Origin of the sequence: Xanthomonas citri pv. citri (assembly GCF_000961215.1) — a bacterium.
Lineage (GTDB): Bacteria > Pseudomonadota > Gammaproteobacteria > Xanthomonadales > Xanthomonadaceae > Xanthomonas > Xanthomonas cissicola.
Map to the genome: position 1 here is coordinate 2,577,074 of NZ_CP008998.1, position 12,945 is coordinate 2,590,018.

Genomic DNA, 12,945 nt, shown 5'->3' on the forward strand with positions numbered 1-12,945 from the left:
GCCCACCGATCGCTCGCCACCGATGCGAAGCAACTCGACAGCAAGCCGTTACAACGCTCCCACCACCGTGGGGTGTTCGGTGCATCCAAATTTTACAATTCTATCTAGCGGAATAAACGACGCCGATGTGCTAGGAGTGTCGATATCCACGCAAACAGAATCATCAAAATTATTATAAATAATACTTATTGATTAGATAAAAGAAGCTTGGCGTCGATCGCCATGCTTTACCGGACGGAGTACGTCTCGCAGATGCCTGTTTTCGGGTTTCGAATATCGGGCGGCAGAGAGGCGCAGGGGGGGAAGTCTGGAGTTCGCATAGGAGTTGCGGATGCTCCCGGAAACACGCGCATTGCAAGAAATACCGTGCACCACCCAAGACCTCGCCCTCGATGTAGCCCCCCGGTCCCTCGCGCAGAATAGCGCCGCCGCTGCGACCGCGCCTATCGCCCCTATGCCGGCCCGGACAGGCGCGGACTCTCGCGGGCTCATGCGCTGCTGCCCACGCGCCCACGCTACCCGCGCTTCTCGCGGTCTTGTATGCAAAGCATCTTTGCGTTGCCGCGCGAACCGGATTGCCGGTGTCCGCCCCGCGCCGGGGCGGGTTCACTGTCGCTGTCCATACAGCGCCAGCGAGCGTCAGGAATGACCACCATGTCGTCACCGGCCACCCCGCCCACCGCCCGGCAAAAAGAGGCGCCAGCCAACCGCCGCGTCCTGCGGCGCGCTTTGGTCGAGGAACGCACGGGCTTCAAGCGCGCGCACATCTACAGCCTGATGAAGGAGAAGAAATTTCCGCAGCGCGTGCGCCTGGGCGTGCGCGCGGTCGGCTGGTACGAGGACGAGATTGACCAGTGGCTGGCGGATCGGGAGCGGGCATGAGCGATACGTCAGCGCGCCGCACCGAGCCTCCCATCGTGGTGTCCATCATCTCGACCAAGGGCGGGGTCGGCAAGACCACGACGGCGGCCAACCTGGGCGGTTTCCTCGCCGACGCCGGCATGCGCGTGCTGCTGCTGGACCTGGACATCCAGCCGACGCTGTCGAGCTATTTTCCGCTGGAGCGCCGCGCGCCGGGCGGCATCTACGAAATGCTCGCCTTCAACGAACAGGATCGCGGCCAGCTCATCTCCACGACAGCCATCGGCGGGTTGGATCTGCTGCTGTCCAACGATGCCCATGGCCAGTTGAACACGCTGCTGCTGCACGCGGCCGATGGCCGCCTCCGGCTGCGCAATCTGCTCGGCATGTTCCGTGCGCACTACGACCTGCTGCTGATCGACACCCAGGGCGCGCGCAGTGTGCTGCTGGAGATGGCGGTCCTCGCCTCCGATGTCTCTCTCTCGCCGGTCACGCCGGAGATCCTGGCCGCGCGGGAATTGCGGCGCGGCACGCTGAGTTTGATGGAGGAGATCGCCCCGTACCGGCGCCTGGGCATCGAGCCCCCGCCCTTGCGCCTGCTCATCAATCGGGTCCACACGGTGTCGGTCAATGCCCGGCAAGTCCAGCAGGCGCTGCGCAGCATGTTCCAGCCGGCCGCGGACGTGCGGGTTCTCGACACCACGATCCCGGCGATCGAGGCCTATCCCGCCGCGGCGCTGCGCCGCCTGCCGGTGCATCGCGTCGAGTACCGGCAGCCGCGTGGCCGGCTCGCTCCGGCAGCGCTGGAGAGCCAGCGCGCGCTCGCGATCGAATTGTTTCCGCAGTGGCGCGACCGCCTCGACCTCGTGACCGGGAGGGCCACGCATGCCGACCCGCATTGAAACGCCCGCGTTGCGGCGCCTGATCGCCTTCGCGCGCCGCGAAGGCTGGCGGATCGTCGTCGCGAACGGGCAACTGCGCAGCCTGCGCAAGCCAGGATTGCCCGCCATCCACCTCGGCACGCCCGATCCATCCGGCGCCCTGACCGCGGACGCGGCATCGCTGCCGGGGCCGCGGGTGGACAAGCGGCACGGACACGACGGGAGCATTTGATGCCCAGGGGCAGCGATCCGGACATCGCCCGCCAGCTGCTGGCGGACACCTTCCAGCGCAGCGGCCCCGACGCCGGGGCCTTGAGCGATCCGATCGCCGACACGCCGATGGTGGTGACGCTGGAGCAGCTGCGTCCCTACGAACTCAATCCCCGCGTCACCGTCAATCCGCTCTACGCGGAAATCAAGGCATCCATCCGCGAGCGCGGACTCGATACCGCCCCGGCGATCACGCGGCGCCCGGGCGAGTCGCACTACATCATCCGCAACAGCGGCAACACACGGCTCGCGATCCTGCGCGAGCTCTGGGCCGAGACGAAGGACGAGCGTTTCTTCCGCATTCCCTGCCTGTTCCGCCCCTGGCCCACGCAAGGCGGCATGCGCGGCGAAATCGTCGCCCTCACCGGCCATCTCGCAGAAAACGAGTTGCATGGAACCCTCACGTTCATCGAGCGGGCGCTCGGCGTCGAGAAGGCACGGGAGCTGTACGAGCAGGAAAGCGGCGGCAAGCCGATGACTCAGGTCGAGCTCGCGCGGCGGTTGGCGGCGGATGGCTATCCGGTGCCGCAGCCGCACATCAGCCGGATGCGCGACGCGGTGCAGTACCTGCTGCCCGCGATTCCCTCGGTGCTCTATGCGGGCATGGGCCGCCATCAGGTGGAGCGTTTGTCGATGCTGCGCCGGGGGGCCGAGCAGGTCTGGTCGCAGCGCGCGTCCGCGGAGGCGACGGCGTTCGCGGACATCTTCCAGGACGTGCTCGCGGGATTCGACACGGCGCCCGCGGAATTCTCCTTCGAGCGGGTGCGCGATGAGCTGGTCGGCCAGATGGCGCAAGCGCTGGGCGCCGACTACGACGTGCTCGCGCTGGACATCGCGGGCCTGGAAGGCCGGCAACGCGTGCTGCACAGCACGCCGACGCAGCATCCGGCACCTGTGCCCCATCCTTCGATGCCGGCAAGCGACGCGGCGGCCGTCCGGCCAACAGTCCCGCCTGCGGCCGCGGGCACGCCCGCCGCTATTCCATCCGCTAGCCCGGCTACTTTTCCGGGCGACGCGCAGCCCGTGGCCATGCGTACCGGCAGCAGCGAAGCGACCGCTTCGCAAGCCTCGCTGCCGCCCGCATCCGACCCGGTCAAAGAACACACCGCCTCGCCGGCCGCGACCACGGAGCGCCTGCAGTCCATCCAGAAGCTGGTGGCGGACCACCACGGCGAGCCCCTGCCCTCCTTCGCCGACAACGTGGTGCGGGCGATACCCGTCCAGGCGGGCGGCCTCTACCCCATCTCCGATGTTTGGCACATCGAACCGGGACTGGACACGCCCGACCGGCTGCGCGCCCACATCGTGCAATTCGCGCGCGAGATCGCGAGCGAGGTGGGCGAAGCCGGCCGCATCGCCGCCACGGACCATGGCGGCGTGGGCTACGCCTGCGACGCGCCTTCAGCAACGGGCGGCGAAGAGCCGCGCTCCCCCGCCCTGCTCGCGCTGCTCAACGCCCTGGGAGACACGGCGGATGCGGGACCACTCGCCGAAGCGCTCGAACCCTTGCTGCGCAACCAGGGCAGCATCCCGCGGCTCAGCGACAGCGGCCTGGTGAAGCTGTTTCGCCTGCTGCGCCTGGCACGGCGTCTCTTCGAACTGCAGGCCGGCACCGGTAACGGCACCGGCGCAATGCCATGACCACGCCGCACCCGCTCAACCAGGCCGTGATCGCCCAGGCGCTGCACGATCTGCGCAACGGGCAGCTGCGCCGCGCGCGTTCCATGGGCTTCGGCGATGCGGAGCTCGCGGCGCTCAAGCGACCGGACCTGGTCAGCGTGCTGCTCAACGCCTCCGTGTCGTGGTGCTCCGTGACCGTGAATGGCGAGGTCGTGCGCCGGCTGCTGGGGCAGACGCAGGATGTGGAGCGAGAAATCTCCACTGTCGACCGCATGCTGCGCCTGGGAGCGAGCACCGAGATGGTCAGCACGTTCTACGGCCTGTCGCACCAGGAGGTGGCGCTGCGCCGCGAGATCCTGGCGCTGCCCAAACGCAAGGGCCGCCACCCCGTGCTGAGCGAAGCCCAGGACGCCGAGCTCTGGGCCCGGTGGAAGCCCGCCGCGCGCGAGCGCGGCATCGATCTGCAGGACGATATGGCGATGCTGGATCTGGCGATGGACTTGTCCGAGGAGATGTCCCTCCCCCTGTCGGTCGTCTGGGCCGCTATTCAAGGCTGGATCGCGCAGGGACTGGTGTAGTCCCATGGCAACCTCCGGGGCGCAGCGGCCGCACGGTCCACGGTCGCTGGCGGAGGTGCTCGATGCCGCGTGGGAACAGGCACCGCCCCCCGCGCAGTCCGCGCCGCGGCCCACGGCTCCCGCGCCCGGCAAACCCGCGTCCCACGACGGCTTCCTCTACAGCGGCAATCGGCACGAGAGCGTTCCGCGGGCGCTGTTCCTGGACCGCCGGCTGACCCCTCTGGAGCGCAACGCCTGGCAGGTCATCCGGATGCAGCTGCATGCCGACGGTCTCACCTCGCTGCCGACCTACGAGCAACTGCGCCCCTTGTTGGCGGGCATGCCCTGCGGCCCCGTGGCTTCCACCGAGACGATCGCGCGCGCCCTGACGCTGCTGCGGCTCACGCGCTGGCTGAGCCTCGTGCGCAGGCGCCGCGATCCGCGAAGCGGCCGCATCCTCGGCAATCTCTACGTCCTGCACGACGCGCCGCTCACCCCGTTCGAGGCGATGCAACTCGACCCCGACTATCTGGGATTGGTCAGCCAGGCGCTGACGCATGCGAGCAAGGCCGTGCAACACGTCGGCCAGCACACCTTGCGGGAGATTGCCGAAGATCCCTTGCTGCGCGGCGGGGTGTTGCCCACGCGGCTGCAGGTGCTCTCGGAGCAACTGGCCCGCGGAGTGCCGCAGCCTTCGCAGGAGGAAGAAAGTTATGCACAGGATGCGCACATCGGCGATTCCGAAGGCGGCCCCGACGACCGGCTTCGGATTCCTTCGCCGCTGTCTTCGGATTCCGAATCGGGCCGGAAACCCGCGCCAAACCACAGTCTTCGGAATCCGATGCAGGGCCGTACCGTACGTAGTTCCGTAGTAGAAGAACGTACGGTACCGCGCGCGAGCGCGCACGGCGGCTTGCGCCTGCCGGCACAGTTCATCGGCTTGAAGGATGAGCAGCAGGCAGGGGCCTTGGTCGCTCTGCAGCAGGTCGCTCAGGAACAGCGGCAAGCCGTGCTGGACGAGTGGGCCGCGCGGTGTCGCGACCGAGGCGTGCGCAATCCAGCGGGCTACCTTTTCGGGATCATCCAGAAGGCCATCCGCGGCGAATTCAAGGCCACGGCAGGCCAGGCGCCGGCGCCGCCACCCCATCCACCGCCATCCCCTGCACCGGCACCGCCGCCCAAGCCCGCGAGCAAGGAAGTGGCGCGAGCGCATCTGGAGCGGCTGCGCGCCATCTTGCGAGGTGCCTGAGCACTGGGTGTTCGTCGGGTGCTCCAGGGGCGCCAGCGCCAGTCGACCACAGCGCTGCGCGGATCTTTATACCCAGGGTATAGCTGGCCGGTCGCTGCTCGCTTCTGCGCCATGCGATCGACTGCGCAGGTGTCCGTCGCGGCGCGCCCCGATGGATAGACCCGCGATCCGGCCGGCCAACGAAGGTCTATACCCAGGGTATAGCCGCCAGCGGGTCAATCAGGCGGCTTCCTGCTGCGGGTTGTTGACGGACAGCCTTCCCTTCGGGCGGCGACGCTCGCGTCTCGTACAGCCCCTTGCGAGTCGCCCATGGCCGAAGATCCCAAACCGCCCGCCCTGCAGCTCAATCTCGGATCGCTGCGCAGCGCGATGTCGCTGACCCTGCACACCCACCACGCCTCCCGCATCTGGCACGGCCGCGCGCCCGCCGACGGCCGGCCCGGCATCGTCGGCCTGAACGGCTATATCGCCGTGATGAACAAGATGAAGCGCGTGCCGAGCAGGACGATCCCTACTCGGATTGGTGGATGCTGCGCATCGAGGAAAAGCTGTCGCAGACGGACACCGCGCTGCGGCAGCTGCGCGAGCAGGTGGACCGGGCCCTCACCGAGGTGCCCGCCGCGCTGTCGCTGGGCGACAACCTCAACGTGCAGCCCATTCGCCTGCCGCTCTTCGTCAATGCGCAGTTGGGCTTCATGGCGGTCTACCTGCTCGCGGACTACGACGAGCTGGCCCGCAAGCTGATCCTGGCGCACCACACCGCACTCATCGACCGCTCCACGCTGGAGCGCTGGCTCAACGAAGGCGCCCACGCCCTGCGCAGCCTGTTCTCGCTCGCGCAGCAGTACCGCTACTCCGGTTGCACGCGCGACGATTTCGCGGCCAGGAACGCCGCGGCCCGCGCGGCGCTGGAGAAGTTCGGCGAGCTGCCGCAGGAAGTGCTCGAAGGAACCCGCCGCTCGCGCTATGCGCCGCCCATCGTGCGCAGATCAGCCCTCGGCCGGACCGCGGGAGCCAGCGACGATACGGGTGGTGCGACCACGCCGGCACCTGCCGCCATCGATGGTGTGGACGCTGTGGACGGTGCGGGCGAAGCGCGCTCGCCCGATGGGAACGAAGACGCGGGCGGGATCGACGTGCCATGAGGGAAACAGCACCACGGCCCGTCACGGCAGGCGGGCGTTTCGTGCCGCTGGAACAGGCGGACTTCCGCAGCCTGCGACAGGCCGCCTCTCTATAAAGGCCTTTTACAGCCCTTTAAAGGTAAGGGGCCTCTGGAGGCCTGGGCCAGCGAGTGCCATGCGCTGCGGGACGACCTCATGGATCTGGCGCAGCAGCGCATCCTGGCGCAGGCGAACCAGTACCCCTTCCTGCTGCTGCCCATCCACCTGGCCCTGCAGAACACCGGCGCGGGGACGGGCTTTCTGCGTTGGCGCAGGCACGATCGCTCCGCGATGGGCGTGGCGCTGTGGCGGGAGCTCATGGAGAGTGCCGCCACGCCGCACAATTTTCTTGAAGATCTGCACGCCATCGAGGTCCAGCGCGTGGTGATCAACATGCAGGTGAGCCTGCTGCACACGCTGGGGCGGCAGGCCCGGGACTGCGCCGTCAAGCTGGAGGATGCCGATGCCTACCTCCTGCGCCGGCACGCGCCTCCCGCCGACCGATCGCAGCCATGACGCTGCGCACAGATGACCGACCTCGCATGCGCGGCGCACGGGCGCATCGCATCCGCGCCGGCGATGCCAGGCAACCACCACGGCTGCAAGCGCTCGCCCGAAGCAGCCTTCCTCCCCCCGCAACGCAACAGGAGATTCCGCATGAGCACCCACTTTCATGGCGAAGGCAACATCGGCTCGCCCCCGAAGTTCGACGAGTATCCCAATGGCAACGAAGAGCCGCGGCGGGTGCTGCGCCTCAACGTTTATTTCGATAATCCTGTGCAGAACAAGGACGGCGCCTACGACGACCGCGGCGGCTTCTGGGCGCCCGTGGACTGGTGGCACCGCGACGCGGAGCGTTGGGCCACGCTGTTCGCCAAGGGCATGCGCGTGGCGGTGCGCGGGCACCTGGAACGCGACGACTGGACCGACGGTGATGGCGAGCCGCACACGACCTACAAGGTGGACGCGCGCAGCGTGGGTATCCTCCCGTACCGCCTGGACGCGGTGCATCTGAGCCCCAAGCCGGGCACCACCGGCGAGTAGGCCACCGCGGCAAACCGGAGCCTGCCGCATGCGCGTTGTTGGCGGCGCCTCCGAGGCATCCCCGCGATGCTGACGGCCATCTGATAACCGTCATGCATTTCCTGGAGGTGGCTTCATGCGCGTGGTTCTGTGCGAGAAGCCGTCCCAGGGCAAGGACATCGCCCGGGTCCTGGGCGCACACCGGCGAGAAGCCGGCTGCCTGGGTGGGCCGGGCATCACAGTCACCTGGGGCAGCGGCCACCTGATCGAAGCCGCGCCCCCGGAGGCCTACGGCGAGCACTTCCAGCGCTGGACGCTGCCGATCGTTCCCCCGCGGTGGCAGTGGGTCGTCAAGGCACGCAGCGCCGCGCAGTTCAAGGTCGTCAAACGGCTGCTCGGCGAGGCCTCCGAGCTCATCATCGCCACCGACGCCGATCGCGAAGGCGAGATGATCGCCCGCGAGATGATCGACTACTGCGGCTACCGCGGCCCGGTCCAGCGTCTGTGGCTGTCGGCGCTCAACGATGCGTCGATCCGCAAGGCGTTCGGCGCACTGCGGGCCTCCAGCGAGACGCTCTCCCTCTACCACTGCGCGCTCGCGCGTTCCCGCGCCGACTGGCTGGTCGGCATCAATCTGACCCGCCTGTTCACGCTGCTCGGGCGCCATGCCGGCCACGACGGCGTGCTCTCCGTGGGGCGCGTGCAGACGCCCACCCTCAAACTGGTCGTGGACCGCGACCGGGAGATCGCGGCATTCGTGCCGGTTCCGTTCTGGTCCATCGATGTGTCTCTTTCCGCGGCAAATGTGCCGTTCTCCGCCCATTGGCTTGCGCCCCGCACCGCAACGGACGATGCGGGACGCTGTCTGCGGCAGTCCGTCGCACGCCATGCGGCCGACGCCATCCGCGCCGCCGGCACCGCGCAGGTCGTGCACACCGAGACCGAGCGCGTGCGCGAAGGCCCGCCCCTTCCCTTCGATCTGAGCACGTTGCAGGAAGTCTGTTCACGGCGCCTCGGCCTGGAGGTGCAGGAAACCCTCGACATCGCGCAAGCCCTCTACGAGACGCACAAGGCGACGACGTATCCCCGCACCGATGCGGGTTACCTGCCCGAGAACATGCTCGCGGAGGTTCCCACGGTCATCCAAAGTCTGGTGAAGACCGACCCCGCGCTGCAGCCGCTGATCGACCGCCTCGACTTCCGCCAGCGTTCCCGGGCCTGGAACGATGCGAAGATCACCGCGCACCACGCCATCATTCCCACGCTGGAACCTGCCGATATTTCTGCGATGTCCGCGAAGGAGCTTGCGGTGTACCGGCTCATCCGCGCCCACTATCTCGCGCAGTTCCTTCCCCATCACGAGTTCGACCGAACCGTCGTGCGCTTCCGATGCGGCGGCGAGACGCTGCAGGCGGTCGGCAAGCGCATCGCCGTTCCGGGCTGGCAGCACGCATTCTCGGCACCGTCGCTGCCGCACGTCGCGGCCGATGGGGCTGACACCGAAGGCAGCGACGAAGCGCCCCGCGAGCAGATGCTGCCGGTACTGCAGGAAGGCATATCGTGTCAGGTGAGCGCGCTGGATCTGAAGTCGCTGAGCACCAAGCCGCCACGGCCCTATACCCAGGGCGAACTCGTCAAGGCGATGAAGACGGTCGCCCGGCTCGTGACCGATCCGCGCCTCAAGCAAAAGCTCAAGGACACCACCGGCATCGGCACGGAGGCAACGCGCGCGAACATCATCAGCGGGCTGCTTTCCCGGGGATTCCTGATCCGCAAGGGCCGCGCCGTACGGGCATCGGACACGGCGATGATGCTTATCGACGCCGTTCCCGCGGCCATCGCGGACCCGGGCACCACGGCGATCTGGGAGCAGGCCCTGGACATGATCGAAGCGCGCCAGATGGGACTGGAGTCCTTCGTCGAGAAGCAGGCCGCCTGGGTCACGCAGCTGGTGCGGCAGCATCTCGGCACCACCCTCGCGATACGCAGTCCCGAGGGCCCGCCTTGCCCGCTGTGCGGCGCGGCGACGCGCCAGCGCACTGGCAGGAGCGGGCCGTTCTGGTCCTGCAGCCGCTACCCGGACTGCAAGGGAACGGCCCCGGTCGCACCCGCGCAAGCGGGCCCGGACGGGCAGAAGCGATCCAGGAGCCGCGGCGCTCGCGCGCAACGCTAGCCCCTCCCTCTGGCGTCCTTACTCCCGTATCGCGTTTCAAGCTTTCCCGCACGCACCCCGGGTGCGGCACACCCTCGCCCACCCGCGAGGTCCCCCAGCATGCACAGCCTTCTGCGAAGCGTGCCCCACGGCCGGGCGAAGCCCCGCCGGAGGGAAGGCGAACTCCTCGACAACGCCCACGACACGGCGCGCACTTGATCGCGTGTTTCCGTCGCCGACGGGTCTCCCGGCGCCTTGCCCCAAGCGGGCCGCCCGGAGACCCGCCGGGTCGACGGCAGTCCTTGCCGGCGCCTACCGGCGAAACCACAGGCTCCCTTTGTGCGCGGATGCGTGCCAGGGATGTTTCGGCCCCAGCCACGACACGGGCCGGGTGATGAGCGGGCAGCACGGGGTTCTTACCGCGACCGCGTGCGTTGTCCCCCCACGGGTGGCCTCTTTCTCGCGAGCCGAAGACCGCGCGGTCTTCGGACCGCGCGGTCTTCGGCGCCTTCCTCCTGACGTCATCCCCACGAACAGGAGCCCCCATGAACCCCTCACCCCCAACGAGCAACGATATCGCGTACGGCAGCGTGTGCAGCGGCATCGAGGCCGTGAGCCTCGCCTGGGAGCCGCTCGGGCTCAAGCCCGCCTGGTTCTCCGAGACGGATGCGTTCGCGAGCGCCGTGCTCGCGCACCGCTACCCGCACGTCCCGAACCTCGGCGACATGACCCGGCTGGCGCAGCGCATCCGTGACCGCAGCGTCCCGGCCCCTGACATCCTGGTGGGCGGCACGCCCTGCCAGTCCTTCAGCGTCGCCGGCGCCCGCCAGGGCCTGGCCGATCCGCGCGGCGCGCTCACCCTGGCCTACGTGGAGATCGCCAATGCCATCGACCAAGTCCGCAACCGTGCCCACCGCCCACCGGCCACGCTCGTCTGGGAAAACGTCCCCGGCGTGCTCAGCGACCGCGGCAACGCCTTCGGCTGCCTGCTGGGCGCACTGGCCGGCGAAGACCATGCGCTCGAACCGCCAGGGAAGCGATGGACGCACGCTGGTTGTGTGTCTGGCCCCCGGCGCCGCATCGCCTGGCGCGTGCTGGACGCCCAATACTTCGGCGTGGCCCAGCGCCGCAAACGCGTGTTTCTTGTGGCAAGTGGTCGAGGGGGCGTCGATCCCGCCGAAATACTTTTTGAGCGGGAAGGCCTGCCGCGGGATCCTTCGCCGGGCGGCGCGCCGTGGCAAGGCGCTGCCCACGCTACTGGAGCAGGCGCTCCGGCAGCAGGCCGATCGTCCGGACTGATGTCCCCCTACGGAAAGGTCTCCATCTCCGTGGGGTTCGGCAACGCCCAGGGGCCCGCCGACGTTGCTGCCTGCCTGCTGGGCGCGCCGCCGCGCTTCGACCTTTCCACCGAGACGATGCTCGTGCAGTCGGTGGCCGGCGCCATCAGCCATACCCTGGATACCGCCAACGGCGGCAAAGGCTCCGGCGAGGACGGCACCGGGAAGGGAGTTCCGATCATCGCTTTCACCGCCCAGGGCAGCGGCGCCGATGCGGACGTGGGACGGTCGCCGACGCTGCGTGCCGACGCACATCGAGCGAGCCACGCCAATGCCGGCGTCGTTCCGGCCATCGCCTTCGCCCAGAATTCGCGCAGCGAATTGCGCTGGGAGTCTGGCCACGGCCAGATCTCCGGCACCCTGTCAACCGGTGGCGGCACGCCGGGACAAGGCCGTCCCATGGTGCTGCAGGCCGCCGCCTACGAGGACCATTACGTCTGCGCGCCGGAGGGTGCCGACACGGCGTGGGGAATGCAGTGGCGCGTGCGCCGCCTGATGCCGCGGGAATGCGAACGCCTGCAAGGCATGCCCGACGACCACACGCTGGTGCCGTACCGGGGCAAACCGGCCGCCGACGGGCCGCGCTACCGAGCCATCGGCAACTCGATGGCCGTTCCCTGCATCGCCTGGATCGGTGAGCGCCTCAGACGCAGCATGGTAGGGAAGTCCTGACGCGCTGGCGGGAGATTCCGCGACGAGCGGCGTACGGATTTCCGATGGCGTGTGTCCCTGCGAGCGCGCGACGATAGCCATGCCGACCCGGGGCCATGAGGCCGCTCGACCCGGGGGCGCCCGAGCAGCGCCGATGCGGCATCCACCGATTCGGCCGGCATCTCAGCCCGTGAGATGCCGGTCGGTAGCATGCCCGCATGGCGCTTTCGGACGACTTCGCGTGGGACACGGACCATTGGGGCACGGCTTGGCTGAAGTGTCGCTGCGCCATCGTCGATGCGTCGGTGGAGCTTATGGTGCCGGGGATGCAGATTAAGCAGCATCGATCCATGACTGAAGCTTTGTGTGCTCAGCCAACGCACTCATCAAAACGGCTGTCCAGTGGTTCCGTCCGTGCACGATTGTTCGGTCGGCAGCGCGGCCGCAGAGGAATATCCGCACCTGAGACCCTCCGGCCTCCTGATGTGTCTTGCAGTCCGAGAGGATCTCCGCAATTTCGTCATTGCCCAATTCATCATACCGGGCAATCAGTTGGAGGCGCCGGAAGTGCACTTCGATGAGACGTCGCTGGGCTGCGGGCACGCTGGCTGGAATGTTTAGGGAGAACGTCGCCCCGACGCCCCGCATTGCGGGATGCTCGTGTAGCGTTACGTGCACGAACTGCACGTCTGGAAGCGCGTCGACATAGGCGTGCAAGTACTGGCGTTCACCGGCGGCACTTAGCCAGTCGTCGTCCTTGATCGAATTGCACAGAGCGCAGCATGGCACTAAGTTCAGCGGGTGTACGGCGAACTCTGGGAACTCTACCGCGGGAAGGTAGTGGTCGTACGTCTTGGGCAACGTTGTGCCGCACATCGGACAATATTTGAGTTGGCGCTGTGGTTGGGCGCCCTTGATGTCCTTCTTGAGCATCTTCAGCGGCTTGGTGGCGCCGCCGTAACAGGCCCGCAGTGGCACGCTCAACTCGATAGCTTGAAGGTTCTTTGTTAGGCTTGACAAGGTACCCAGAGCGATCGCCTCTGCATGATCCTGGTAGCGCTGTGTGAGGAGCGCGTGGGCAGCGACCAACGGCTCACGAGTTTCCTTGTGCTTCTTGTCGCGGATGGCCACATAGCGATCAAGGTAGGACGATGGTATTAACGGCAGTGGAGTTAGGGCCT

The 12,945-nt window shown here is 67.9% G+C and carries 10 protein-coding genes and 2 pseudogenes; 11 read left to right on the plus strand and 1 reads right to left on the minus strand.

The features are described from left to right. Positions 1-654: 654 nt before the first annotated feature. From AMD14_RS11640 to AMD14_RS11690, 11 genes and pseudogenes are all read left to right on the plus strand, one after another. Positions 655-882 (plus strand): AlpA family transcriptional regulator, encoded by a 228-nt coding sequence (locus AMD14_RS11640; RefSeq protein WP_011051413.1) that lies wholly within the window; start codon positions 655-657, stop codon positions 880-882. Further along, complete coding sequence (locus AMD14_RS11645) at positions 879-1,763, plus strand: ParA family protein (protein ID WP_015463221.1); 885 nt, start codon at positions 879-881, stop codon at positions 1,761-1,763. The genes AMD14_RS11640 and AMD14_RS11645 overlap by 4 nt, the downstream gene beginning before the upstream one ends. Continuing rightward, positions 1,747-1,974, plus strand: a complete 228-nt coding sequence (locus AMD14_RS11650) for a hypothetical protein (protein WP_015463222.1) — start codon at positions 1,747-1,749, stop codon at positions 1,972-1,974. Before AMD14_RS11645 ends, AMD14_RS11650 begins: the two co-directional genes overlap by 17 nt. After that, positions 1,974-3,653, plus strand: a complete 1,680-nt coding sequence (locus tag AMD14_RS11655) for a ParB family protein (protein ID WP_015463223.1) — start codon at positions 1,974-1,976, stop codon at positions 3,651-3,653. The genes AMD14_RS11650 and AMD14_RS11655 overlap by 1 nt, the downstream gene beginning before the upstream one ends. After that, entirely contained in the window at positions 3,650-4,210 is a 561-nt protein-coding gene (locus AMD14_RS11660) for a DUF2857 domain-containing protein (protein WP_011051416.1), read from the plus strand. The genes AMD14_RS11655 and AMD14_RS11660 overlap by 4 nt, the downstream gene beginning before the upstream one ends. 4 nt (positions 4,211-4,214) lie before the next feature. Next, positions 4,215-5,438, plus strand: a complete 1,224-nt coding sequence (locus tag AMD14_RS11665) for an STY4528 family pathogenicity island replication protein (RefSeq protein WP_011051417.1) — start codon at positions 4,215-4,217, stop codon at positions 5,436-5,438. 309 nt (positions 5,439-5,747) lie between these two features. Further along, positions 5,748-6,583, plus strand: a pseudogene (locus AMD14_RS11670) (PFL_4669 family integrating conjugative element protein). After that, a pseudogene (locus tag AMD14_RS11675) lies at positions 6,580-7,117 on the plus strand (DUF3158 family protein). Before AMD14_RS11670 ends, AMD14_RS11675 begins: the two co-directional pseudogenes overlap by 4 nt. A 141-nt stretch (positions 7,118-7,258) precedes the next feature. Further along, positions 7,259-7,645: a single-stranded DNA-binding protein gene (locus tag AMD14_RS11680; RefSeq protein ID WP_011051420.1), complete on the plus strand. Its 387-nt coding sequence runs from the start codon at positions 7,259-7,261 to the stop codon at positions 7,643-7,645. A gap of 115 nt (positions 7,646-7,760) precedes the next feature. Continuing rightward, positions 7,761-9,797, plus strand: a complete 2,037-nt coding sequence (locus AMD14_RS11685; RefSeq protein ID WP_011051421.1) for a DNA topoisomerase III — start codon at positions 7,761-7,763, stop codon at positions 9,795-9,797. Between the two features lie 524 nt (positions 9,798-10,321). Next, entirely contained in the window at positions 10,322-11,785 is a 1,464-nt protein-coding gene (locus tag AMD14_RS11690; RefSeq protein WP_011051422.1) for a DNA cytosine methyltransferase, read from the plus strand. Positions 11,786-12,097: 312 nt separating this feature from the next. On the opposite strand, the gene AMD14_RS11695 is transcribed toward AMD14_RS11690, so the two are convergent. Next, positions 12,098-12,895: a hypothetical protein gene (locus AMD14_RS11695; RefSeq protein WP_223293119.1), complete on the minus strand. Its 798-nt coding sequence runs from the start codon at positions 12,893-12,895 to the stop codon at positions 12,098-12,100. Positions 12,896-12,945: the final 50 nt, after the last annotated feature.

What these genes read in the sequence shown, in the direction of transcription:
- AMD14_RS11640 (WP_011051413.1), top strand. Translation starts at nt 655, where the DNA reads ATGTCGTCACCGGCCACCCCGCCCACCGCCCGGCAAAAAGAGGCGCCA.
- AMD14_RS11645 (WP_015463221.1), top strand. Translation starts at nt 879, where the DNA reads ATGAGCGATACGTCAGCGCGCCGCACCGAGCCTCCCATCGTGGTGTCC.
- AMD14_RS11650 (WP_015463222.1), top strand. Translation starts at nt 1,747, where the DNA reads ATGCCGACCCGCATTGAAACGCCCGCGTTGCGGCGCCTGATCGCCTTC.
- AMD14_RS11655 (WP_015463223.1), top strand. Translation starts at nt 1,974, where the DNA reads ATGCCCAGGGGCAGCGATCCGGACATCGCCCGCCAGCTGCTGGCGGAC.
- AMD14_RS11660 (WP_011051416.1), top strand. Translation starts at nt 3,650, where the DNA reads ATGACCACGCCGCACCCGCTCAACCAGGCCGTGATCGCCCAGGCGCTG.
- AMD14_RS11665 (WP_011051417.1), top strand. Translation starts at nt 4,215, where the DNA reads ATGGCAACCTCCGGGGCGCAGCGGCCGCACGGTCCACGGTCGCTGGCG.
- AMD14_RS11680 (WP_011051420.1), top strand. Translation starts at nt 7,259, where the DNA reads ATGAGCACCCACTTTCATGGCGAAGGCAACATCGGCTCGCCCCCGAAG.
- AMD14_RS11685 (WP_011051421.1), top strand. Translation starts at nt 7,761, where the DNA reads ATGCGCGTGGTTCTGTGCGAGAAGCCGTCCCAGGGCAAGGACATCGCC.
- AMD14_RS11690 (WP_011051422.1), top strand. Translation starts at nt 10,322, where the DNA reads ATGAACCCCTCACCCCCAACGAGCAACGATATCGCGTACGGCAGCGTG.